The organism is Luteibacter anthropi (assembly GCF_011759365.1).
GTDB classification, from domain to species: Bacteria; Pseudomonadota; Gammaproteobacteria; order Xanthomonadales; family Rhodanobacteraceae; genus Luteibacter; species Luteibacter anthropi.
Genome location: NZ_JAARLZ010000005.1, coordinates 241,967 through 265,853, shown reverse-complemented (window position 1 = coordinate 265,853; position 23,887 = coordinate 241,967). Strand labels below are relative to the sequence as shown.

Genomic DNA, 23,887 nt, shown 5'->3' with positions numbered 1-23,887 from the left:
GGCGCCGGTTATCGGATCAGCAAACGTGTAAAGCACGCACGAAGGACAATGTAACTAAAACACTCGTCAGATTGGCTTTTCGGTTATATCTCGCAGCATCGGTGGCCGAGTGCTTTGCGGTGCAGCTCTACGTTGGTGCTCGAAACATGCCTTGCGGACTTGACGGACAACCAGCCTTGGTTGATACGGAGGACGTCGACTTCTGTGGTGCCTCCCTTGACTCCTGATGTAGGCCAGACCAAGGCATCGCCTTAAAGTCAGCTTCTGGCGCGGGGATGACCCATATTGGCGAAGAACAGACCGTTGCCAATACTCGCGAGCGGCTGGTTCGAGCGCATGACTAGAGTCGACGGAGCCGCTGAGTTCCAGTCACCGTACTGGTGGTATTTCAACCCATAACTTTGTTTCGGTGTGTTTGCAAAACAAAGGCATTAATCAGGCGAATTAGTAATGGACGCCGTTATAGGCTGCTGGAGTCGAAGGAGTCTTTGTAGGGTGATCCCGCGCGCGCTTGTAGGGGAAATCCTACAAGTCGAAAGTCATTGCGACTTGAGATCCATTTCACCAGCGAAACGCTTTTATTTGCTTGGCGGGCAAAAAAAAGAGACGAAGTTCTTGTAATGATGCAGTTTATCTCGAATTTACACAGCATTTTGCGCTTGCAAGCTGCACATTACTAGGCAAGATATGTGCACGAATTGAGCTGGTTTAGGGGCGCATCCTGGCTAGAGAAATCTTCATGTCGCGAGAGAGCCTCACTTAGGTCCAAGCCGCCTTATGAATTTCAGCATCATGCGGTCCCAGGCAACTTCGCCGATTAGGGACAGAGAAGTTTATGCCTTCGCGACAGATTCCCCCATTTAGCTATCCCCAATTCGAACAGTTCTCAGAGTCAACAAAGCGTCTGATTTCGGATGCGGATCGAGCTCTACTGCAGCTGGACGAATATTCGGGTCGACTTCTTTTGACGACGCTAAAGCTGGTGTCATCGTCGAAGAGCTTTGTGCCCTTGGGTGGTCCCTTTGACACCTTGATGCATCCGCTATCGAAATTTTCCGTGCGATCGGAGAGATCGTACAACGAAGAGGCCTATAGAACCGTCAGCGAAAGACATGCCTTGTTTACCGCTGGTGATCTCAAGGCGCGTCAGCTAGAGCAGTCGTTCCCTGCATTTCGAACGTTGATTGAGAGCATATCGAACGATGTAATGGGTAAGCCGAACCTGATACGGCACGATATCTTTGTAGGAACATCGTACGACAGTGCTGGCGTACGATGGCTCTTTCTTCATCCTTCTATCGTCGATAGAGAGATGCAGCGACTTTACTCATTTCTTTCTTCTGATCATTCTGGGTCAAGCGTTTATCGTGCTGCCGTGTTCATGACAGCATTTCTCACCATTCATCCCTTTGCCGATGGAAATGGTCGTGCAAGTCGAGTGATAGGGAATCTTCTTCTTTTCGGTGATGCGGAAACCGCCTACAGAAAGTACCTACCGCTCAAAGAGCTCATGATCATCGGTCAGGGTGGTTTCGATATTGCCTGTCGCCAGGCGCGATTTTTTGGAAGAGCATCGATTGTTTGTCGGTGGATAGCCACCGCTATTCTCTTGATACGGGAATTACAAGGCGTCGATATGAGGAAATCAAAGGGAATGCGTGAACTTGAGGTGGTAGCGCCTTGAGTTCGGCATATGTAAGTAACTTAATCAGAAGGGATAAAAATGCGTAATCTAACGCGTGCTGAACTGTTCCTCATTTCTGGCGGTGATAACACCTTAACATCGATCCATGTCTACCCAGATCCGGGCGGCGGGACTCCTCCGGGGATTGGCGGTGGCGGTGGCGCCGGCGGTGGCATCTTGGGATCACCTACGACCTCGGGTACTCACAACGTTTATGATCGTGACTACACCTCCAAAGTAGCGAACGAGAACAATCCAGGAAACCTCGTTGCTAATAGTTGGACGGCTGCGCATGGTTCGGATGGAAGTACTGGCGCCTTTGCCAATTTTGCTACGGAGCAAGATGGACGGCAGGCGTTGGGTGATCTTCTCGACGCAAACTATTACAGCAGCACACCGACGTCACTTTCACATGATGGATACAACGGAGGCAGTGCGGCGGCCCAGAATATTGAGTCAAACAATATCAACTCCTATATGGCGTCGCACGGGTATACCAATGCACAGAACGATCAGATCAACTCGATGAACAACCAGGAGTTCAATGTGATGCTTGATGCCATCACGAACGCCGAAGGCGGTACCAACATGTAATGCCCTGGGGCCGGCACATTATCTGGCCGGCCCTTCCCACAATATCAGAGGTTTATATGACCCGTGCATTCGCACTCGCCGTCTTCCTTATGGCGTCGGCCACCACTGCATTCGCTGCCAATAAAGAAGTCAAGGCAGATAGCGACACTCAGGCCATTGCAGTAACCCAAGATCAGTCGTCGCCCTGGCTTCAGGCTGAGGTTCGCAAAGGCGAGGTAGAACACGTGGGGCAGGGAAAGACCACCTATTTCTACCTTCACTTGCTGACACCGATTAACTTCGTCGCGGCCATACGAAAGGACAATTTCTCGGGGAATGCGTTTCATGTGTATGACCTGTCCTTCGGATCGGCCGCTGGCGACCCGGCCGGAAGCAACATCGAATCTATGGTTGGCAAGACTATTTGGATACAGGGTCGAGTGAGTGCCCTACCCACTGCCCATGCTCCAACTTCGATGTATATCTTGGTCACAGCGATGAAGCAGTAACGCAGACTGTCAGCGCTATACAAAAACCATCTCGTTTCGAGGGAGTGATGCAGCCAGAAATTCAGAGCAGGGAAGGGCTTCTTCGGATCGAGGTGGTCAATGCGCGACAAGCGTCCGCCTTTGGAAAAGTGAGGCTGGTTGTTCCCGTTAGTGCCATGATGATCGCATGGCTTGGACTTTTATTGACCTTGGCCCTCGCGGTATGGCTGGTTCTAGGACATTACACACGACGCGTTCATGTGAGCGGAGTCCTGTCTCCGGTCGGCGGGCTCGCGCCGCTTGAATCCTCAACGCCAGGAATTATCACGCGTGTTCTTGTGCAAGAGGGTGATGCCGTTTCCGCAGGAACCCCACTCCTCCTGATTACCCAGGAGGAAACGGCAGCAACAACGGGGGACACCCGTAAATCAATCAGTGAGGCTCTTCAGCAGTCGCAGACGAGCCTGGCGGAGGACGTTCAGTTAACCAGTCGATCGGCGGATGACCAGCGTAGAACATTGATATCCGATCACGCTTCACTTCAGCGTCAGCTTGCGCAAATCGATGATCAGATTTCCATATGGCGTGCCTCAAGCGATCGTCAGGGCGCGATACTGGAGAAAATTCATACCAAGCTCGCCGCCGGCGTTGTATCGGACGTTCAGTTAGAAGAGATGGAGTCTCAGCAGGACAATGCGCGCGGGCAAGTCTCATCCCTTCAAAGAGATCGCCTTCAACTCGCTCAGCAAATTGCGGAGAATGAAGCGCAGCAGCGGCAAGTTCCTATTGATGCGCAGCAAAAACGCAGCGATTTTCAAAGAAAGATTCTGGACTCGAAGCAGATTTTGCTACAAACGGAGGCCGATAGATTAATCGTCGTTCGTAGTCAGGTAGGTGGGACTATAGCGAACCTCCTGGTTCATCCCGGTCAGTCGGTAACGACCGGGCGTTCACTGCTGACGATTGTCCCGAAAGATGCACGAATGCAGGCGGAGTTATTGGTTCCAAGCCAGGCTCTGGGCTTCCTGAAAGAGGGTGATCGGGTGATTCTTCATTACGCCGCCTACTCCTATCAAAAATTTGGCTCCGGCGACGGAAGGATTTATCGCATTTCAAAGAGCGCCATGAATTCTGAAGATGTGCGCATACAGTCCGAAGCGCAATCAGGTTCCGATCCCATGTATCGAGTCATCGTGAACCTCGATCGCCAGACAATATCTGCGTATGGCGAGGAAAGAAATCTCACGTCTGGTATGTCCCTAGATGCCGACATCATGGTCGAGCGACGCAGTATGCTCGAATGGGTGTTTGAGCCATTGTATGGCATGGCTAAACGATAAGGGTGCACCAATGCAGTACGCATATCGAGATGATGGCAGCGAGTTTGAAGGGGGAGGGCATGATGAGGCTCCCGCGACGCTCTTCTTCGGTTGGAAGCGCCGTGTTCCTGTGCTACGGCAGACGGAAGCAGCCGAGTGCGGGTTAGCCAGTCTTGCCATGATTGCAGGATACTACGGTCATCGCACCGTACTTAGTGATCTACGTAAGATTTATCCGGTTTCGACAAAAGGAATGACGCTGGCAGATGTCGTGCAGTGCGCCGAGTTGCTAGGTCTTGCATCGCGTCCGGTAAAGTTGGAGATGACGGAAGTCAGTAGCCTAAGTACTCCCTGCATCTTGCATTGGAACATTACCCACTATGTCGTGTTAGAGCGTGTCACCAAGGGGTATCTGCATATCATCGATCCAGCGATGGGTCCGCGACGCATTCGGATTGATGAGGCTAGCGATCACTTCACTGGCATAGCGGTCGAGTTTACTACGGCAGCATCTTTTGAACGAAAAGATGCGCCACCTCCGCTGTCTATGCGAAAGCTGGCAGGTAAGATAACCGGGCTTAAGCGTTCCATAGCGACGCTTTTTGGCTTGGCCATGGTGTTAGAGGTTTTCACGCTTATTGCACCTCAATACCTTCAGATGACGGTCGATCAAGTTCTCGCAGACAAGGATCGCGATCTTCTTGTCTTTCTCGGACTGACGTTCCTGGCGGTGCTTTTCGCTCAGACTGTTGTTTCTGCCGTTCGTACATGGGCCCTGATGTGGGTCGGTAGTCAATTCGTCTTTAATTGGACTGGGAACGTATTTCGACATCTTCTGAGACTGCCGCAGCCCTACTTTCTCAGTCGACACATTGGCGATATTTCTTCCCGTTTCGCTGCCATTACGACCATCCAGCAAACCTTAACCACTCAGCTTGTAGCGGGCGTCCTTGATGGCGCCATGGCGCTTATGACCTTGATGGTTATCATGGCCTACAGTTGGCTGATGGCTTCACTTACGCTACTGGCAGTTGTCCTCTATGGCGTGGCGCGCCTTCTGTATTTTCGTAGCTTGAAAGAAGCTAACTTAAGTCAAATCACGATGGATGCTCGCAGGCAAAGCCGATTCATCGAGGCCGTTCGTTGCGCCCAAACGATCCGCCTTGCGAACCAGCAGTCAGTCAGTACCGCCCGATACTTGAATGCCACCGCAGACGTGCTCAATACGCAGATTTCTGTTCAAAAATTGTCTCTCGTATTTGACGCAATTAACTCTTCGACGGCTGGTTTGCAACGAATCGCCATGCTATGGATAGGTGGGTGGTTGGGCATGAAGGGGAAGCTTTCTGCAGGCATGCTCGTGGCGTTCGTCGCATACGCTGACCAGTTCGTTACTCGATCGATGAGCCTCATTGATTACCTGATACAACTTCGCCTTCTTAGGTTGCAGGGTGAACGACTCGCCGACATTGTCATGACCGAGCCGGAGAGGCACCTGCAAGGTTCGTATCTCGGAGAGATTGAAGATTCGTCCATCAGAATGGAGGGCGTTTCATTTCGTTACGGAGCGGGTGAGCGTTGGGTTATCCACAATTGCAGTTTTCATATCAAATCAAGCGAATCCGTTGCCATTGTTGGACCTTCCGGGTGCGGAAAGAGTACGCTCCTTAGGGTTATTACGGGGCTTATTGATCCATATTCAGGTGCTGTCTTTGTCGGTGGTGCAGACCTCCGGAAGATCGGTAAGTCCCGATTCCGCTCTTTGTGCGGGATAGTCATGCAGGATGACCACGCTCTCACTGGTACCATCGCTGACAATATTTCGATGTTCGATCCATCGAGTACCATCGAGAAAATTGAAGATGCAGCGCGATTGGCTCAGTTGCACAATGACATCATAGCCATGCCGATGGGCTATAACAGCTTAGTGGGCAGCATGGGATCTGCTCTTTCCGGTGGCCAGCTCCAGAGAATGCTTTTGGCACGCGCACTGTATAGAAAGCCAAAATTTCTCCTTCTAGACGAGTCATCCAGTCACCTGGATGTGGCAACGGAAGCACTGATAAATGCGGCGATTTCGGAGCTAAAGATAACACGTGTCATCATTGCTCATCGTCCGGAAACGATACGTAGCGCCGACCGCATTCTTTTGTTTGAGAATGGCCAGATTAAAGAAGCCGGCGCAACTTACATGGATCGACACGATGCGCATAAAAGTCACATCGCCAGTGAAACTTTAACGAACTCCGGTGATTCAACACGCGTGTCGTGACGACTTGGTATCCGCTTGGTTTGTATGTGGCGTTGCTTGAGCATTCCCCTCGGATCTCAATCCGCCCTCAAGGTTCTGACCACGGTTTGGTGGATCAGCCCAAGCCGATGAGCCAGTAGACGCTTCCGGTAGGGTGGTGGACATTGAAGAATGTTATAGATATCGGTAGGTTAAGTAAGGTCCCCTTCGTAAGGGGGCGTGATGGTAAATGTTCTCTTTGATTAGGCCCTCTTGACGGCCCTCAAAAATCCGGTAGACAGAATGTCTAAGCAAGAATTTCTTAGAGATTATCTCTTATAACTATTCGATCTCATCAACAATGAAGTTTCTCTAAATTAATCTACGCATCTTCAGCCGGAAAAGGACTTTCCATGAAAACACCACCAGCCCCCCATCTCGCCCGCTACTTCTCCAAGTGTGGCCTTACCCTCCACGCCAGTCTCGATTACGACGTGGACGGAAAACGAACCACCTGGTGGTCCCTCGCTCAAGCCGAAAACGGCAAAGCCTATCGGCTGGGCGTACATATGAGCTTTCACTCCACGGAAGACCTCTGGTCTGCATGGAAGGATTATCAGTCGAATCTGCATCTCCAACATGCTCATGCGCTGCGTTTCGTTCGGCACTTCCTCCAGCACGAGAAAGAACACTTTGAGCCGTTCAACGCATGGCTCGACCACAATGCCATTGTGAAATCAGCACAAGCCGATGAGCTTGACACGAAGTGCTGGCCATGGACCTCTGCTCAGACATCTCTCGACCGCCGTGACCGCCTACTCGTTTATGGGCATCCATGGACCGACACGCCGACGGTGGCGGTGATTGAACGGTGCACGAAGCATGCGGAATCGAAGGGATGGGCCCGACGTGCCATTCGAATTGCACGGTTTGACCAACAATCGGCGACACGCTACACCGAAGCGATTCGCGACTTGGTTCAGGACGAGCGCCGACGTCGGCTTGAGCAAAACATCCGGCGAGCAAGAGTGAGAAGGGCTGCGCTCCCTCGAAAACGCATCTGATGGGTTTAGGGGATGGGGGTGGGGCAGGTAAGCCCTTTGAATATTCGATATAGATGGTGAGGCAATGCTGGCCAACACGGACACCGTGGAATCGAGATAGAGAGGGTGTTGGAGGCGAGTTTGGGCCAGAGGCTCGTTACTTTCACCGCAACTGCTTTCGGATATTTGCTACTTGCGTCCGGATGGCATCCAGCTTGTCGGATGGGATTCGGTCGAGCGACCGCCATTGCATGGCTGCTCTCGGATGGTGCCAGAACCGCTCCCGGTGGCGGTCGAGGAAATCCCAATACAACGTCGTAAACGGGCAAGCGGAGCCCCCGGTTGCCTCTGACGGGTTGAAGCGACAGCCCTCGCAGTAATTGCTCATCCGCTCGATGTATCGGCCGGAGGCCGCATAGGGTTTCGAGACCATGCGGCCGCCGTCTGCAAACTGGCTCATTCCGAGCGTGTTGGGCGCCTCGACCCATTCCACGGCATCGGTGTAGACCGCGAGGTACCACTCGTGGACTTGGTGCGGCTCGACCCCTAGTAAGAGAGCGAAGTTGCCCGTCACCATGAGTCGCTGAATATGGTGGGCGTAGCCCGTCGATAGGGTCTGCGAGATGACTTCCCGCAGGCACTGCATGTCGGTATCGCCGGTCCAGTAAAACCCTGGAAGGGCCGCATGCGCCTCCAGTGCGTTGGAGGCCAGCAGGCGGTCCGGGTTGAGCCAGTAAACCCCCCGCACGAACTCTCGCCAGCCTAGGATTTGGCGGATAAAGCCTTCTACGGAGGAGAGTTCAACGCGTCCTTTCTGGTAGCGCTGAAGCGCGCCGTCGACGACCTCCCGAGGGGACAGGAGTCGGAGGTTGAGACTGGCCGACAGGCGGGCATGGTAGAGCAACGGCTCCCCCTGCCACATGGCGTCCTGGTAGCGGCCGAAGGCTGGGAGGCGATGGTCGAGGAAGTCATCCAAGGCTATCAGTGCCTCATCCCGGGTGGTTGGCCAGTCGAAGCTACCCAAGTCTCCCGGGTGGTCAGTGAGGGCGCTTGCTACGTCGGAGAGGACCTGCTGGGTCAGTGCATCTGGGGCAAAGCTTCGGGGAGCGGGCAACCAGCCCGGACCCTCGTGGCCGAAGTGCCCACGATTTTGGGCGTCGAAGTTCCATTTTCCTCCGATGGGCTTGGCCCCCTCCATCAGGATGTTTTCCCGCTGCCGCATCCAGCGGTAAAAGTGCTCCATGCGTAGACTGGTTTTGCCCTTGGCCCACGACTTGAAGTCGGCCGTTGTGCAAAAGAAGTGGATATCTGGCCGCTCGACATACTCGACGCCCTGCGCCTTGGCGCAGGCCTGGATAGCCACTCGGAGGCGATGCTCACCGGGGCGGACGAGGATGAGGCGGCGTGGCAGATGCTCCTGGAGGGTGAGGGCAAGGAGGTCGACGAGGTCGTCCGGGCCCGGGTCGGTCAGCGACGTATAGAGGAGGGGGAAGCGGTCGGGTAGGGATGCCGCAAAGTGACGCATGGCCGAGAGAAAGACGGCACTCCGTACCTTCGATGACCAGACATATCGAGATTCGCCTACGCGCTCGGCCATCCAGACGCAGTCTTGCGACGGGTCAAAATCGTCAAAGACGAGTGAATCTGCATTGAGTTGGTCACCGAGGACCACGACAAGATGGCGCATAAAGGTCGGGAGTTTGCTTGGTGTGCCAGAGCCGAGCCGAACGTTACCCCAACTTCCGTGTTTGGGGTGTCCGCATGGCACTGAAGGGGTTGCCCCGGCCATGCGTGCAGGAAGCGAGAGGGCTTTGGGGCGGTATTGTCGCAGCCACTTCACGGGTGCGGCTGGATGGTGGGCCTTCCCAGCCACCGCCAGGACCGAACCATGGATGCCATCCAATTGCTCAAAGCCGACCATAAGTTGGTCAAAGGCCTGCTCGCCGAACTAGCTGATACCACGGAGCGAGCCACCAAAAAGCGTGCTGAATTGCTCCATGAGATTCAGGTCAACCTCAAGGCCCACACGACCATCGAGGAAGAAATCTTCTACCCCGCCTTCAAAGAAGCCGGAAAAAGGGCCGAAGCCAAGATGTACTTCGAGGCCCTCGAAGAACACCGGGCTGCTGAAGACCTTGTGCTTCCGGACCTGCTGCAGACAGACGTGGGCAGCGTGGAATTCTCCGGGCGAGCCAAGGTTCTCAAAGAACTCATTGAGCACCACGCCGGCGAGGAAGAAAAGGAGATGTTCAAAGATGCCAAGGAACTGCTGTCTGCCGAAGAGCTTCGGGACTTAGGGGCCCAGATGGAAACCCGGAAAGCAGAAGTCATCGCCTCCTTCCAATAAGTCAAGAGGGCGCTCTCTCACACTTTCTGGAGGATTGAATTGCCACGATGCGCCGCCCATCTTCTGGAGCGCCATCGTGGCATCGATTCGAATTTATGTGATGTATCCCGCAGGCCGGAGCCATACCTGGCACGTCTCGGTTGATGGCGGGGAGGGAGAGGATTTTAGAGATGGCCTCGCCGCCCTCACGGCTGCGTGTGATAAAGCTCGTGCTTTGGAAGAGATGGGGCACGATGTCCAGGTTCGTCAGGAGGATGCCGATGGGACTTGGCACGTGGTGCGAGAGTAAGCCCCAACCATCTCATCAATGGCAGCAATGCCCTCGATGAGATTGGCTGGTACCGTCTGAGGACGGAATACCTCTATGGGCGCCATACACCCGCGTCACAGCCTCGGCATTACGATTCGCACGGGTCGAATCGGAGCGAGCCCCGCGCATGACCCTATTGGCGGCTCGAGCTCCTTTTAGGCCTCTCACTTCCTGATGGGAGAATGCTCATGCCAGAGAAAAAAACGGCGGCGAAGGCCGCTCACGCCAAGCGCCAAGGCAAGTCGGCATCCACGCAGGCTGGTGAATATGTGCATGAAGAAATCAAGCACGTTCGCGAAGGCAAGCACGGCGCCCGTTCTGCGAAGCAGGCCATTGCCATTGGCCTGTCGAAAGCCCGCCGAGCTGGAGTGAAGGCGACGCCCTCGAAGACCGCCAGCAAGGCGACGAAGAAGAAGGCCACCCAGGATACGAAGGCTGCAAAGAAACGCTCGTCGGGGACGGCTGCGAAGAAGTCGGCCGCCCGCAAGCGCGCCAGCACCCAAGCGCTTAAACGCGAGGGGAGTGCTGCGGTGTCTAAGCGTGCGTTGTCGGCTCAGGCGAAAAAAAGTGCAGCGAAGCGAACATCTGCCAGTAAGTCTTCTGCAGCGAAGAAAGCTGCCAAAACGAAGGGAGCAAGTGTTCGGAAGTCTGCCGCGAAGAAGGCGGCACGTACGCGAGCGCGGAAAGCCTCGTAATCCAGCGGCATTGCACCCGCATAGCGCAGGGACGCGCTGCTTAGCCTTGGGTTCCGATGGGCCCGAAATCTCAACGAGGAAGAGCATGTCTTGCGACATCACCTCTATCGAAGCAAAGTCAGGGGTCTGGTGCCTTCGCTGTGAACTGGCTTACCAGGCGGACGAATTTCGCAATAGAGGCTCACTCTTTCACGCACTCTTCCACGCCGGCATTGAGGAAAGACCTGCGAGGAGGCCACACAGCGAGGCTTGCTGCTCGCTTGGTGCCGTTCCCTAGAGGACGATGTTAGTCGCCTGGTCGAGGGCCTCATTTAACTCGTCTATGGTGAAAGGCTTGACCAGTTTGATTGCGCCAATCGGCGCTTCGCTGGCATCCTCCTCCGGGTCTGACAACATCACCACGGTTTTCATCTCCGGATTCTTGGCCCGAACGTCGGCCAGATAAGCCCCTGACCTGTCCTCGCCAGGAGCCGGAATGGCTGCGACGAGAAAGGCCACTTGGGCATCGGCCAACACAGCCTTCGCTCCGCCTGAATGGGTCGAGGCCACTAAGACCTCATAGCCTCGGGTGCGTAGGGCATCCGCAACGGTATCGGCCAGCATGGGGCGGGGTTCGATGACCACCGCGATGGGGGGTAGGTCCTGGTGGGACATGGGAGCCTCCTTTGGCCAGCCTAGGATGGTTGTACCGCATCCTGCCGGACCCACCAAATCCCATCAGGTTTTTCATCTTTTTATAGCGAATGCGTGGGTACCTTTTACAATCTACTCCCCGACGCGATGGAGGCGACAGTGAGTGGTTCGACGTATCAGTGCGCTTTCTCGGTCACGCCTGCCGAAAACGGCTATGTGGGGGCGTACACGGTCTTAGATGAGGCTGGGGATGTCTTGGAAACTTGGCAAGGGCATACCGCTTTTCCCACTCGGGGCTTGGCACTCGCCGGTGCAAGGAGCCGCGCAGACGCCGCAGTGCGTGCCCTTACCGCTCTTACTGTGGTGCCCAAGCCCGGCTAGCACGCTGGCGGTCCCAAAGGAGACGAACGCCGCACCACGGTGATTTTCCCGTTGGGCTCCAAGCGAGCGGTCTGAACCTCGTCGTCGGCTTCCAGCCCTGCTCCGTGGAGTGCACGGTCGAGTGCTGCATCGGGCAGGCTTTGGCTTCGGAGTGCCTCGGCATCCCGTTTGCCTTGGCGGATAAGCAGGGTGGGAAATCCTTCAACCAGCCGGTTGAATCTCGGGTATCGGGTGCAAAGCCACGCCAGCGCCTTGTCCGTAGCCAGAATGCTGCCCACCCCAATGAAGGGTCCCAGGAGGCCCTGGTCCTCTCCGATGATGGCGGTGCGAAGCGTGCCGCCCGCCAGAGCGATGATGACGACATCAAAGGCCGACATTTCCCCAAAACTTCGCTTGCCGGCGAGGCGCATGAGAACGAGCAGGCCGAGATAGGTGATGACGCCACGCACGACGAACGTCCACCAGGGGGCGGATAGGTCAAAGGTGTGAGCCATGGGCGTTCTCCGGGATTCGGTGCCACTAGGAGAGTCCCTGGCGGGTGGCGAAAATGAGAACACCCAACGGCTTCCTTATTCCTGCGTATTCGTGACGGCCGAGGCGGTTACAGAGAAGCGTATCTGCACCGACATCGGAGCTTGAGGTATCTGTTCTGGGCCTGAAAAACATGTCCTAAAAACGGAGGTCGCAGGTTCTCACGAATACGGGAATATCGTTTCGCGGCAACTTCACGCCCTGCGCTCAAGCATCCAACTGCCCCTTGCTGGAAGACCGCCATGCCGAAGTCCGATGTGACGTCATCCGAGCCATGGTGGAAGCGCTTAAGCGCGGGATTGGTCACGGGAGCTGCTGACGACGACCCGAGTGGCGTAGCGACTTATTCCCAGGTCGGCGCTAAGTTCGGTTACGCGACGTTATGGACCTTGTTGCTGGCGTTGCCACTGATGATTGGCATCCAGATGGTCAGTGCGCTCATCGGACGAGTCACAGGGAAAGGCCTTGCCGACAACATGGTGGAAAACTTTCCCCGGGGGCTGGTCTGGGGCATCACCACACTCCTCGTTATCGCCAACGTGATCAATATCGGTGCTGACTTGGGAGCGATGGGAGCAGCCGTCAACCTCCTGGTCGGAGGTCCCGTCGTTGCCTATGCCGCCTGCTTTGCCATTCTCTCGACGTTCCTTCAAGTGCGGGTTCCATTTTGCCGGTATGCCCCGATTCTGAAGTTCCTGGCCTTGAGTTTGCTGACGTATGTAGCAACGGTCCTGGTGGTCAAAGTGCATTGGGGGGCGGCGCTAAAAGGGACGTTTATTCCTGCTTTCCAAGGGACATCGGCCTATGCCACGGCTGTCGTCGCCATCTTGGGAACCACCATCAGCCCGTATCTTTTTTGTTGGCAGGCCGCTCAAGAAGTCGAAGAGGTTTTAGACAGCGATGAGCGAAGGCCATTAAAAGACGCCGTCGACCAGGCACCGGATGCGTTCAAGCGTATCGCCATCGACACGTCGTTCGGTATGTTGGTATCCAACGTGGTCGCATTCTTCATCATCTTGACGGCGGCCGTCGTGCTACATGCACACGGCAAAACCGATATTCAATCGTCTTCAGAAGCCGCCGAGGCTTTAAAGCCGGTCGCCGGCCGGTTTGCGTTTACGCTCTTTTCCATGGGGATTATCGGAACCGGCCTTTTGGCCGTGCCGGTGCTGGCCGGGGCGACGGCGTACTTTGTCGCTGGCACCCTTCGAGTGCCCTATGGCCTCGAGCAGAAGCCGAAAAAAGCAAAGGTCTTTTATGGCGTGTTGATAGGGTCCATGGTCGTTGGAGCGCTTTTGAATATGATGCCGATTGACCCCGTCAAAGCCTTGTTTTGGAGCGCAGTCGTCAATGGCCTCTGTGCTGTGCCCATGATGATGGCCATCATGGTCATAGCGCAGCGTCCCCAAACCATGGGTACGCTGGTCTTGGGCCCAGGGCTTCGCATGCTGGGGTGGGCGGCGACCTTGGTCATGGGCATAGCGGCCATCGTCATGTTTGCCACGATGGGGAAGGGCGGCTGAGGCCGCCTTGTATGGGCGGGGGATTCTTTTCCCGTTGCATCCGTTTGGCTTCTGTCTGCGTATCTACCTATGCCTCCGCCCGGAGGTTGTCCATAGGGAGAGGAGTCATGAAGTCGTTACGTCTGATGAAGGGGATGCTTGCTTGCTCCCTCATGGTTGCTGCCGGGGCCTCCATAAGTGCGCCTGCCGCCTCCGGTGAGATGCAGACCACCGTCATGGTGGGCGGCGCCGCCATGTATCCCAACCGAAACATCATCCAAAATGCGGTCAATTCCAAAGACCACACCACCTTGGTTGCGGCGGTGAAGGCCGCCGGGCTGGTCGATACGTTGTCGGGTCCGGGCCCATTTACGGTTTTCGCACCGACCAATGAAGCCTTTGACGCCTTGCCGAAGGGAACGGTGGAGAATCTGGTCAAGCCGGAGAACAAAGATACTTTGACCAAAATCCTCACCTACCACGTGGTGTCGGGGCGTTTGACCAAAAGCGATATCGAATCGCAAGCGGCTGCCCATAACGGTACGGTGGAATTGAAGACCGTCGAAGGCGAGCCCATCACTCTGAGCAAAGACGGTGGTCAGTGGACGATTACCGATGCGAAGGGTGGAAAGGCGCATGTGACCATTGCGGACGTCATGCAGTCCAACGGCGTTATCCATGTTATCGACAAGGTATTGATGCCGTAACGGTCTCGGGGTTGGGACGGTTCGGACCTGCATGGAGGAGCGCAGGGTGCTCCTCTTCCATCGGTCATTGCACTAATCAGTGAGGCGGTGGGGCAGGGACAGCAAGTCCACGTTGAACGGCTGTGGGCTATGGATGCTCATTCATCGGGGGCGTGGTATTTTCGCTCCATGATGGACTCCGCTACCTCCTGTGCGTAGCTGCGGAGATGCTCCATGGTGCTGAAGATGAGGCCGACTGTTTCGCTTTGACCAGAGCCTATGGCCTTCACTTCGTCCAGAAGGTATCGGCTGTTCTCGAGGGGCTCCACGCGGGCAATCCAGGCCGAATCTCCCACGCCCCCGGAAATCACTTCTTTGAACGGCATAGCGTTACCTGAAACCAAGCTCGGTCCGCTGATGGTGAACGGAGCGAGCTCGGTTGGCAAGGAGTGCCAGTTGGATATTGCTGAAGTCACCCACCCGGTCAATGGGAACCAGATGACTTCGGATGTAACAACGTATGCGGCGTTGGAAAAACACCCATATGATTGGGCTTTAGAAAGCGTATTGGTACGTTGATTAACCTGCTTGGTTGAGTGCATCTATCAGCGTATCGGGTCCGTCTTCTGTGAACATCGCATTTTGACTGTGCAAGGTCTCTGCAATCGCCGTCTCCATCCGCGTCAACATGGCGCTTTCGTACTGTTCCAATGCTTCGGTCAGAGATAAATGATGATGACCGGTAAGCGCTTCGGTCAGTTCCAGTGCGTCGAGCATGGCGTAGTTTGCACCTTTTCCCGTAAAAGGCGGCATGAGGTGTGCCGCATCACCGAGCAAGGTGATGTCCGAACGAGGTATCCAATCTTGCTTGACTGGATAGTGATACAGCGGCCAGGGCTGGAACACATCGTCTGAGCTTTTTAGCATTTCCTGTAAGAGGGGAGACCACCCCTGGAATTCTTGCAAGAGCCTTTTCCGTGCATGTTGGGCAGCGGAAAAGTCGATGGTTGAACTCCATTCCTCCGGGACACGAAGTGCCACATAGATGCGGACACTGCCATCTCCATTGCGTTGGGCTAGGAGTCCTCGGTTATTTCCAAGGGCGAGGATGTTTCCAGGCCCCACCAAGGTAGCGATGTCTGGACTCCGATGGTCGACGTCTGCAACCAGGGTTTGAACGAACGTCACCCCACTGTAGGTTGGGCGCGTGACCTTTGAGACGAGCGCGCGGCAGGCGGACCAACCTCCATCACAGGCCAAAACAAGGTCGGCGCCCACGGTCGTCTGCTCGAAACTCAGTTGGACCTGACCTTCACCGCGAGTCGTGCTGATGAGTCGATGACCCCACCGGACGGTTCCGGGGTTCAGAGAACCGAGAAGCAATGCGCGTAATGCGCCCCGGTCGATTTCTGGGCGGCTGCCGGACTCATCTTCGGCTTTGAGTTCACCGCACAATTCGCCTTGTTGGTTGAATATCTTCGAATGCTGACCGTCGGGTCGGGATATACGCTGAAACGCCTCCCCCAGTCCTGCAGCTGCTAAGGCGCGTTGCCCGCTGTCTTCATGCAGGTCTAAAGAGCCGCCTTGGGTGCGGGCGTCGGCAGCCGAATCACGCTCGTACACGACGACGTCGATGGCTTGTTGTTGAAGAAGGCGGGCCAAGGTCAAGCCGGACGGACCGCCGCCCACGATGGCGATACGGAGGCCATGCAGTAGGTGATTCGATGGGAGATGCCGGTTGTTAGACATGGGCAAGTCCGCCATCGACGGTGATTTCTGCGCCGGTGGTATACGACGAGGCATCCGATGCCAGGAACAAAGCGGCTTGAGCGGCTTCGGTGGGCTTACCCCAGCGACCCATAGGCACCATCTGGGCCACATAGTCTCGGATGGCCGGGTCGTCGGTGGCGGCCTGGGTCAATGGAGTCACGGTTGCGCCAAGGGTCAGCACATTCACCCGAATGCGTCGCGCGAGCATGCTTTCGTCCATCGCAAGCGTGCGGCCAAAGCTGCGAACGGCTCCTTTGCTTGCGGCATATAAGGGGTCTCCAGGCCGGCCCTTGCCAGCGGCGACCGAGCCCGTCAGCAACACCGATGCGCCGTTGCTTAAAAAGGGAAGGGCATGGACCACCGTAAAGATGACCCCTTTGATGTTGACGCCCATCAGCGCATCAAAGTCCGCTTCGGTCGTCTTCTCGATGGATGGGGCATCTGAGATGCCGGCGTTCGCCATCAGGACATCAATGCCACCCAGTTTCCCGGCAAGGCATTCAATGGCTGTCGCCAAGCCCCGTGGCGACGCGACGTCGGTGGCCTCGCCATGAGCGCCGGGGCCAAGGCTTGAAAGGGCCGTCGCCAACTTCGCAGGGCTCCGGCCGATGAGGGCGACCTCGGCGCCTTCATCGACGAACAATCGGGCGGTGGCGAGACCTATTCCGCTTGTGCCACCTGTTATCAGGACTTTTTTTCCTTGCAACCGCATGAGGGCATCTCGCAAGTCAACATGTGTTGAATTAGGCGCCTCTCCCCTTGCCTTGTCAACAGGTGTTGATATGCTGTGCCTCATGACCACCGCCCACCTACCAAAGCCTCGCAAGAACGCCGGTGCTTCCCGCGACTCCGAAGCCACCCGGGCCCGTATCCTGGAGGCCGCACAAGTTCACTTCTCCCGAAACAGTTTTGAGGGCGTAGGCCTTCGTGACTTGGCGTGTGATGCTTCGGTCGACCCGGCGCTCGTCATTCGCTACTTCGGGTCCAAAGAGGGGCTGTTTCGTGAGGTGGCCTCACAAGCGTTCGGCACCGAAGACTTTCTACAGCCACCTTTGAGCGAGATGCCGATGAGGGTGGCAGCCCTCTTGCTTGGGCCAGCGAATCAAGAGGCATGGCGAAGCGGCTACAACCCACTTCGGGTGCTGCTTTGTTCGATAGGCAGTCCCGTTGCTGGGCCGATATTGGCGGAGTATTTGGACCGCGACTTCATCGAGCCGCTGGCGATGGCCATGCGGGGCGAGCAGGCCGATGAGCGGGGCGTTGCTCTCGCTGCACAAATTCTCGGGTTTGCCTTGATTCGAGTCGCACTCGATGAACGAGAGGGCGCGGCGGCTCGATTGAACGCATTACACCCTCTATTGCTGAATAGCCTAGAGGGGCTCGTCGAGGGCCAGCGGTAAACCGATTCGGTCGAGAAGAGGGGAGAACTGCAGTACCTCTTGAGGGTCGAATCAGGTTGACGTCGGAGCGAGGGGTTTGTGCGACTTCGTTGTAGAAGGCGTGAACTCAATTTCGGCGTGCGTGGACAGGGTTATTACAGGCATGGGCCTAGCCTCAATCCCTCACCTGGAGGACCCTTCATGTCTCAAGACCACAAGAAACCCAACCTTGTTGACCCCACCACGCAGTATCCTCGGCCGCCGTTTGATACCCCCAAACAATCGGCTCCAGGCACCGTCGACAAACTCCAGCCGCTCGCCGACCATGGTGAAAAGACTTACGTCGGTTCGGGACGTCTATCGGGTCGTCGTGCGCTGATTACGGGTGGTGACAGTGGCATCGGTCGTGCGGCAGCTATTGCCTTCGCAAGAGAAGGCGCGTCGGTCGTCATCACGCATCTCCCCGAAGAAGCACACGATGCGAAAGAAGTGGTGGAGCTCCTGAAAGGCGAGGGCGTCCAGATTCGGTCCATCGCTGGTGACCTAAAAGACGAGTCCTTCTGCATTTCTTTGGTCGAGCAGGCTTCAGACTTTCTGGGCGGCCTCGACATCTTGGTCAATGTTGCGGGCAAGCAAACATATCAGGAAAGCATTGCAGACTTGACGACTACGCAATTCGACGAGACGTTCAAAACGAACGTCTACGGCTTGTTTTGGCTCTGCAAGGCTGCTTTGAAGGTCATGCCGGCAGGTTCAACCATCGTCAATACGGCCTCCATCCAGGCCTACCAGCCCTCTGACATCCTGGTTGACTACGCCTCGACCAAAGCTTGCATTGTGGCGTTTACCAAGGCGCTGGCGAAGCAGGTCGCGGAGAAGGGCATTCGGGTGAACGCCGTCGCTCCGGGACCCATTTGGACGGCTCTGCAACCCTCCGGTGGCCAGCCGATGGAGAAGATTCGCGATTTTGGCGCCAGCGTTCCGCTCAAACGCCCCGGTCAACCGGTCGAGTGCGCCCCGTTGTATGTACTCCTGGCCTCGAATGAATCCTCGTTTGTGACAGGCGAAACCTATGGGGTAACGGGTGGCAATCCCTTGCCGTGATGGACCCGGGGTTCGCCAGCCAGCCCACGCTTTCGCCTTCGTGATGGGAGGAGATAGGTTATGAAAATAGCCTTATTTCTTCTGGCGCTCATGGTGCCAGTGACCGCATTGCACGCGCAGTCGGCGCCGGCATCTAGTCATTCTTGGCAGACCCCGACAAAGGTCGAGCATCAGACGGTGGATTCGCATCCGCAGCAGGTCAACGATACGCCGCAGCCTGACGCCGACAAGACGAACAGCCGAATCACGGATGGATTGAACACCAAGACGCTTTAACAGCGCATCCTCCACCATTTATCTTGGTAAAGATATGGATATATAACGATAATTTCGCTTTTTTAGGATTCTCGGCCCATCCTCTTTATGCACTCAAATGAACCAATCCCTGGAAGGCTTTCCCTGGGTACCAGGGCATCTTGTCAAGATCGTTGAATCCCGGCACAGATTGCATATATCGGAGCATGCGATCCCGCATAGGCGCGTCGGGCAGGGGGCCGCGCATTGCGCCAAGGTTCTCACTCATGTGTTCTGGATGGGTGGTTGCTGGCAGTGCACACGTTACCGCAGGATGGGAAATGGCCCATTTTAGGAAGAATTGGGCCCAGTTATGAACGCCGATGTCTGCGGCAAAGTCCGGTAGGGGCCGTCCCTCGACTATCTTGTGCAGGCGGGCCTTCTCAAGCGGCATGTTGAGCATCACGCCAAGCCCCCTTCGTTGCGCCGCCGGAAAAATGCGTTCTTCGGCTGCACGTGAATACATTGAATATCGCACCTGCACAAAATCGATGGGTCCATTTTCGACCCACCACCCCAACGGCTCAAAATAACGTGGATCGTGATGGGTGACACCGACATAGCGGATGCGGCCCTGCTTCTTCATTTCGTTGAGGAAGGGCAGCATGATCTCGACATTGGTAAGGCTATGCACCTGAATCACGTCGATTTGGTCGCGCCAAAGACGTCCCATCGACTGATCGAGACTGCGTTGTCCATGACTAGTGTCGCTAAGGTAGTCGCCGGTGACCCATACCTTATCCGTAAAGAATAATTTGTCGCTAAGTCCCAAGGCACTGGACAACTCGCCGACGTTGATTTCGGCATTCCCATAAAGGGGTGATGTGTCAACAACCCTTCCGCCGCCATCATAGAAACGGCGCAAGACTTCGAGATGGGTGTTACGTGGTTGTCCAGATCTAACGTCGAAGGTCATGAATGATCCCATGCCGATGGCGGGCAGAGACTCCCCTGAGTGAGCAATGGTTTTCCGAAGGATATCCGGCGAAGCGACAACGATATTCTTAGAAGCGGCGGTGGTGGCGGCAAGCTCGGAGGCGTGAGCAGTCGCCAGGGCTATAGCTCCTGCTCCGAGTCCGCCGATGAACTGCCTTCGGGTCAGAGGTGCGATCGACTCAAGGTCAGGTGTAGTCATGTGCGAGGGTCCACGGATGAGGGGAGGAAGTTCCCATTTGATTTATGCGGAAGTCGCCTGGCGTTCCAGCAAGACCGAGCCAATGCCGAGAAGAGCTGCGATTGAACCGACAAGGAAGACGGATGCGTATCCGGCAGTGGACGCCAGAATGCCGGTCATCGGGCCAGTAACACCGTAGGCGACGTCCTGGAACGCGACGAATCCACCCAGAGCGGTGCCACGACTGTGGGCAGGAATCTTTTTGAGCATTTCGACGCCAAGCGCGGGAAACAAAAGTGAACAACCCATGCCGGAGAAAAATGCGCCGAACAGGGCGGTTGCTTCGTTGGGGGAAAGCCAAAGCAGGCTTTGTCCCATGGCTTCCACGGTCAGCGAGGCGATGGCCACCGCGTAACCGCCGATACGGTCGGGTACATGGCCGAATAAGACGCGCATGACGGCATAAGCCGCGCCAAACAAGGTCATTGCCAAACCTGCATGGGTCCATCCACGTGAGGCGAAGAACAAAGATGAGAACGCGCTGATGACGGCGAAACCGACACCTTGTAACAAGAGACTGAAACCGCTTCGCCATATCAGCCCGAGCACGCGCTGCATGGGCACCCGGATGCCGGCGGGCGAGAACGCAGCAGGAGTCCTCCAGGCGATGGCGCATCCGGTCAACGGAGCGATAATCGTGGTCGCAATACCTGTGGTAAATCCAGCATGACGGTAGATCACCATGCCGAGCGGTGCACCGAGAGCGACCGAGGCATACATTGCCATACCGTTGAGTGACATCGCCCTGCCAGCATTTACGGGGCCAGCCCGGGCAATCATCCAGGCAACCGAGCCGGTGACCAGTTGTCCTTCACCGACGCCCGCCAGGATGCGGCCGACGAGGAGGATGATAAGGGCCGTCGTTGGCGACGCTGTTAGTGATGCTGCAATGACATAGATAAGGCCCGACAGTGCGCAAATCAGAGCTCCACGTGTCGCTGAGAGCTTTCCGCCCTGAGTGTCCGCCACGCGACCCGCATAGCTTCGAGTCAAGACCGTGGCAAGGAATTGGAGGCCGACAGCAACCCCGACGATGACATCGCCATAACCGAGCACTTGATTGACGAATAAAGGGACGATTGGCAGGGGCAGTCCGACCGAGATAAATCCGAAGAATAGGGCAAGGGCGATCGGAGCCATGGCTCGGCCTGGGCTCTTGGATTGGGAGGACAGCGGAATAATCTGTGTAGTGGAGCGACGTGTATGCATCTTGAGTCCAGGGGTGGACGACGATCTAAAGGTGCGCAACAAGAAGGAGAGGCCTGCCGCAGTGGTGCGACAGGCCTCGGTGGAGCAGGTTCTACTTAGTTGGCTGGCTGGAGTCGCGGGAATGCATCCTCAAGTACGTTCGGCTGGTACCCGGAGGCATTGAAGAGGTACTCACGAGAGGCTTCTGTGGCGCGTCGGATCGTCGTGAGGTCGACGTCAACCAGTTGTCCCTCGTGCTTACGCAGACGCCCTGCCACCATCACCGTCTTTACGTCGTTGCGGTTGGCCATGTGGACGACGTTTCCGACCGCATTGTGGGAGGGGAAGATGCTGATGCCATCGGTACGAATCATGATGAGATCGGCCTGCTTACCTGGAACGAGGCTGCCGGTGCGCCGCTCCAGACCCATGACGCGCGCTCCGTCGATGGTTGCTGCTTCGAGAATTGGGCGAACGTGGGTGGGCGAAGGTGCTGCGTAATCACCTTCGGCACGACGCTTTTGACCGAACATTCGTTGCATGGCGAATGCTGCGTGCATTTCGCCGAACATATCTCCGCTTTGCGACGTATCGATATCGATGCCCAGTGCGGGACGAATCCCGTATTCCAGCGCCGTCTGGTACGGAAAGCCATCCGTTTCCAGGCCAAACAAGGCATCCGAGCGCGGGTTCACCGTAACATTGACTCCAGTTTCGACAAGGACTCGCCAATCATCGCCAGTCAACCTGACGCAGTGATTGAACACATTGTCCGAACGAAGCAGGCCCTGGGCTTGCAAGGCGCGCAAATTAGACGGGCTACCGTCCCAGTTCCCGAATTCGCTGAGGATTCGACAACCGTACTCGCGCGCGGTCGCCCAATGTTCGGCATCCGGAGTATTGGCAAACAGACCGATATTGACGGCTGCGTCGGTGGGGCGCTTCAGGCGACGGACTTCGCCGGGCCAGTGTTTGACGGTAAGTCCCACCGGCTGGCCGACCATATGGAGGGCGCGAATTCCCGCTGCATCGAACGCATCTAATGCGGCATCGGTATGCTCGGGCGACAGGCTGTTGTGAGCGGCGTCCAGGATGCTGGTGATGCCGGCATCTAGGCAGGTCAGGCTTGTCAGCAATGTAGCCAGGTGCATGTCCTGCGGGCGGTAGTGGCGACCGATTGCGAAGGGTATCGCCTCAAAATAATCGTTCAGCGTTTCGACATTCGGCAAAAGTCCCCGCAGCAAGCCGAGCCAGGCATGCTGGTGCGGATTGACGAAGCCCGGCATCACGATATGGCCGGTGGCGTCGATGACTCGTGCGTTGTCAGCACTTAGGTTGGGGCCGACGGCGGCGATTCGCGAGCCTTCTACAAGAACGTCCGCCACGGCGAAATCGCCCATGGCGCTGTCCATCGTCAGAACGGTGCCACCCTTGAACAGAATTCGTTCGTGAGCTTGATTTTGCATTGTCCTATCCATCCATCTTCAGGTTGTCTGTAGGGAGCGCGCGAGGGCGGGATCCCATTACTGTTGGCAGGCGGTTGGCCTAGCCAGTGGGGGAATCTTAGGGATTGACATTTATTTACTGAAGTGCGTGTATGTCTGTACACTGTTGACCGCTAAGCAGGAGTGGTGATGAGTTTTGACGGACGCTTGCTGTCGGGTGTCGCTGTACTGACCGCAGTGGTGGAAAGTGGGAGCTTTCGGCGCGCAGCCGCCGTGCTCGGCATGTCTGACTCCGGCGTGGGCCGGGCCGTAGCTCGCCTGGAGACGCGCGTGGGGATACGTCTGCTAGACCGCACGACTCGGTCGCTGGCGCTAACCGAGGAGGGCAGGCGGTTCTACGAGCGCGTCGTTCCGGGTCTTGCCGATATTGAAGAAGCGGCGGAAGAGCTCTTAAGCTCAACGGCTTCGGTTCGGGGGAAGCTCCGGGTCGACGTCGATCCGTTCTTCCTGCGCACGAAGCTGGCTGACGGACTCCCTGGTTTTCTCGGGACGTACCCTGAGGTCGAGCTCGACTTGCTCACCCGGCAGTCGGTCAGTGACTTGGTTATCGATGGGATTGATGTAGCCCTTCGCTTCGGCGAACCCCCTGTCTCATCGTCTTATGCCTCTCGACAGTTACTGGACACACGGGTTTTGACCGTCGCGTCGCCCGGATATTTGGAGCGGCATGGTCACCCAGTGCATCCAGCCGAGCTGGCACATCACGCTTGCATTCATTTTCGCAATCCAACGACGGATCGTGCGTTTCCCTGGGAGTTCCACAGTAAGGGAGAGATCCTGACGATTCCGACGTCGACCCGGCTGATGGTCAGCGACGTGACGGCCATGCTGCGTGCCTGTGCTGGAGGTGCAGGCATCGCGCAGACGATTGAGGTGGGTACCGAAGACCTTATCGAAGCGGGGCAGCTGGTCGTTCTGTTCCCGGAATGGCCGGATGAGCGTTTCAGCTTGTATGCCATCTATCCATCGCAATACGATCCTTCAGCGCGAGTGCGAGCCTTTCTGGAATTCGTGCTCAAGGCGATTAACCCTTCAAGCGAGCGATACTGAA

General features: G+C 56.3%; 23 protein-coding genes. 14 read left to right on the top strand and 9 right to left on the bottom strand.

Annotation, left to right across the window (positions count from 1 at the left end):
• Positions 1 to 835: 835 nt before the first annotated feature.
• The 6 genes from HBF25_RS11145 to HBF25_RS11120 all read left to right on the top strand — a co-directional run bounded on the left by HBF25_RS11145 (position 836) and on the right by HBF25_RS11120 (position 7,358).
• Positions 836 to 1,684, top strand: coding sequence for a Fic family protein (locus HBF25_RS11145; protein WP_166948365.1), 849 nt, complete (start codon positions 836 to 838; stop codon positions 1,682 to 1,684).
• 39 nt (positions 1,685 to 1,723) lie between these two features.
• Positions 1,724 to 2,278 (top strand): hypothetical protein, encoded by a 555-nt coding sequence (locus tag HBF25_RS11140; protein ID WP_166948363.1) that lies wholly within the window; start codon positions 1,724 to 1,726, stop codon positions 2,276 to 2,278.
• A 56-nt stretch (positions 2,279 to 2,334) separates the two neighbouring features.
• The gene (locus HBF25_RS11135; RefSeq protein ID WP_166948361.1) at positions 2,335 to 2,766 is read left to right on the top strand and encodes a hypothetical protein; all 432 of its coding nucleotides are present in this window, start codon (positions 2,335 to 2,337) and stop codon (positions 2,764 to 2,766) included.
• Between the two features lie 47 nt (positions 2,767 to 2,813).
• Positions 2,814 to 4,085: an HlyD family secretion protein gene (locus tag HBF25_RS11130; RefSeq protein ID WP_166948359.1), complete on the top strand. Its 1,272-nt coding sequence runs from the start codon at positions 2,814 to 2,816 to the stop codon at positions 4,083 to 4,085.
• Positions 4,086 to 4,095: 10 nt separating this feature from the next.
• Positions 4,096 to 6,336, top strand: a complete 2,241-nt coding sequence (locus tag HBF25_RS11125) for a peptidase domain-containing ABC transporter (RefSeq protein ID WP_166948357.1) — start codon at positions 4,096 to 4,098, stop codon at positions 6,334 to 6,336.
• A 371-nt stretch (positions 6,337 to 6,707) separates the two neighbouring features.
• Positions 6,708 to 7,358: a hypothetical protein gene (locus HBF25_RS11120; protein ID WP_166948355.1), complete on the top strand. Its 651-nt coding sequence runs from the start codon at positions 6,708 to 6,710 to the stop codon at positions 7,356 to 7,358.
• A 142-nt stretch (positions 7,359 to 7,500) separates the two neighbouring features.
• On the opposite strand, the gene HBF25_RS11115 is transcribed toward HBF25_RS11120, so the two are convergent.
• On the bottom strand, positions 7,501 to 9,024 hold the full coding sequence (locus HBF25_RS11115) for a cryptochrome/photolyase family protein (protein WP_166948353.1): 1,524 nt from the start codon (positions 9,022 to 9,024) through the stop codon (positions 7,501 to 7,503).
• Between the two features lie 201 nt (positions 9,025 to 9,225).
• On the opposite strand from HBF25_RS11115, the gene HBF25_RS11110 reads away from it, so the two are divergent.
• Both HBF25_RS11110 and HBF25_RS11105 read left to right on the top strand, forming a co-directional pair.
• Positions 9,226 to 9,684, top strand: a complete 459-nt coding sequence (locus HBF25_RS11110; RefSeq protein ID WP_166948351.1) for a PA2171 family ribosome-binding persister protein — start codon at positions 9,226 to 9,228, stop codon at positions 9,682 to 9,684.
• 498 nt (positions 9,685 to 10,182) lie between these two features.
• Positions 10,183 to 10,689: a DUF6496 domain-containing protein gene (locus tag HBF25_RS11105; RefSeq protein WP_166948349.1), complete on the top strand. Its 507-nt coding sequence runs from the start codon at positions 10,183 to 10,185 to the stop codon at positions 10,687 to 10,689.
• Between the two features lie 273 nt (positions 10,690 to 10,962).
• Here HBF25_RS11105 and HBF25_RS11100 read toward each other — a convergent pair whose 3' ends face one another.
• Positions 10,963 to 11,343: a DNA-binding transcriptional response regulator gene (locus tag HBF25_RS11100; RefSeq protein ID WP_166948347.1), complete on the bottom strand. Its 381-nt coding sequence runs from the start codon at positions 11,341 to 11,343 to the stop codon at positions 10,963 to 10,965.
• A 356-nt stretch (positions 11,344 to 11,699) separates the two neighbouring features.
• Entirely contained in the window at positions 11,700 to 12,197 is a 498-nt protein-coding gene (locus tag HBF25_RS11095; protein ID WP_166948345.1) for a DUF421 domain-containing protein, read from the bottom strand.
• Between the two features lie 279 nt (positions 12,198 to 12,476).
• Here HBF25_RS11095 and HBF25_RS11090 point away from each other — a divergent pair, with 279 nt between their 5' ends.
• Both HBF25_RS11090 and HBF25_RS11085 read left to right on the top strand, forming a co-directional pair.
• Complete coding sequence (locus HBF25_RS11090; protein WP_166948344.1) at positions 12,477 to 13,757, top strand: NRAMP family divalent metal transporter; 1,281 nt, start codon at positions 12,477 to 12,479, stop codon at positions 13,755 to 13,757.
• 125 nt (positions 13,758 to 13,882) lie between these two features.
• Positions 13,883 to 14,443: a fasciclin domain-containing protein gene (locus HBF25_RS11085; RefSeq protein ID WP_425483464.1), complete on the top strand. Its 561-nt coding sequence runs from the start codon at positions 13,883 to 13,885 to the stop codon at positions 14,441 to 14,443.
• Between the two features lie 137 nt (positions 14,444 to 14,580).
• Here the strand turns inward: HBF25_RS11085 and HBF25_RS11080 are convergent, their stop codons facing one another.
• Genes HBF25_RS11080 through HBF25_RS11070 form a run of 3 tightly spaced genes read right to left on the bottom strand, consistent with a single transcriptional unit; the run spans position 14,581 to position 16,988 of the window.
• A complete protein-coding gene (locus HBF25_RS11080) occupies positions 14,581 to 15,024 on the bottom strand; it encodes a hypothetical protein (RefSeq protein ID WP_166948341.1) in 444 nt (147 codons plus the stop codon).
• Complete coding sequence (locus HBF25_RS11075; RefSeq protein ID WP_166948340.1) at positions 15,002 to 16,171, bottom strand: FAD-dependent oxidoreductase; 1,170 nt, start codon at positions 16,169 to 16,171, stop codon at positions 15,002 to 15,004. The genes HBF25_RS11080 and HBF25_RS11075 overlap by 23 nt, the downstream gene beginning before the upstream one ends.
• Positions 16,164 to 16,988: an SDR family NAD(P)-dependent oxidoreductase gene (locus tag HBF25_RS11070; protein WP_208392533.1), complete on the bottom strand. Its 825-nt coding sequence runs from the start codon at positions 16,986 to 16,988 to the stop codon at positions 16,164 to 16,166. Before HBF25_RS11070 ends, HBF25_RS11075 begins: the two co-directional genes overlap by 8 nt.
• On the opposite strand from HBF25_RS11070, the gene HBF25_RS11065 reads away from it, so the two are divergent.
• The 3 genes from HBF25_RS11065 (at position 16,987) to HBF25_RS11055 (ending at position 18,951) form a co-directional block, all read left to right on the top strand.
• The gene (locus tag HBF25_RS11065) at positions 16,987 to 17,592 is read left to right on the top strand and encodes a TetR/AcrR family transcriptional regulator (protein WP_166948339.1); all 606 of its coding nucleotides are present in this window, start codon (positions 16,987 to 16,989) and stop codon (positions 17,590 to 17,592) included. The two genes, HBF25_RS11070 and HBF25_RS11065, sit on opposite strands and share 2 nt — an antisense overlap.
• Before the next feature lie 180 nt (positions 17,593 to 17,772).
• Entirely contained in the window at positions 17,773 to 18,675 is a 903-nt protein-coding gene (locus tag HBF25_RS11060) for an SDR family oxidoreductase (protein WP_166948338.1), read from the top strand.
• Between the two features lie 60 nt (positions 18,676 to 18,735).
• Positions 18,736 to 18,951 carry a hypothetical protein gene (locus HBF25_RS11055; RefSeq protein ID WP_166948337.1) on the top strand — a complete coding sequence of 72 codons (216 nt, stop codon included), beginning with the start codon at positions 18,736 to 18,738 and terminating at the stop codon, positions 18,949 to 18,951.
• Positions 18,952 to 19,036: 85 nt separating this feature from the next.
• On the opposite strand, the gene HBF25_RS11050 is transcribed toward HBF25_RS11055, so the two are convergent.
• From HBF25_RS11050 to HBF25_RS11040, 3 genes are all read right to left on the bottom strand, one after another.
• Complete coding sequence (locus tag HBF25_RS11050; protein WP_166948336.1) at positions 19,037 to 20,104, bottom strand: aldo/keto reductase; 1,068 nt, start codon at positions 20,102 to 20,104, stop codon at positions 19,037 to 19,039.
• Between the two features lie 42 nt (positions 20,105 to 20,146).
• Positions 20,147 to 21,352, bottom strand: a complete 1,206-nt coding sequence (locus HBF25_RS11045; protein WP_166948335.1) for an arabinose transporter — start codon at positions 21,350 to 21,352, stop codon at positions 20,147 to 20,149.
• Between the two features lie 95 nt (positions 21,353 to 21,447).
• Positions 21,448 to 22,797, bottom strand: a complete 1,350-nt coding sequence (locus HBF25_RS11040) for an amidohydrolase family protein (protein ID WP_166948334.1) — start codon at positions 22,795 to 22,797, stop codon at positions 21,448 to 21,450.
• Positions 22,798 to 22,965: 168 nt separating this feature from the next.
• On the opposite strand from HBF25_RS11040, the gene HBF25_RS11035 reads away from it, so the two are divergent.
• Positions 22,966 to 23,886 carry a LysR family transcriptional regulator gene (locus tag HBF25_RS11035; protein ID WP_166948333.1) on the top strand — a complete coding sequence of 307 codons (921 nt, stop codon included), beginning with the start codon at positions 22,966 to 22,968 and terminating at the stop codon, positions 23,884 to 23,886.
• Position 23,887: the final 1 nt, after the last annotated feature.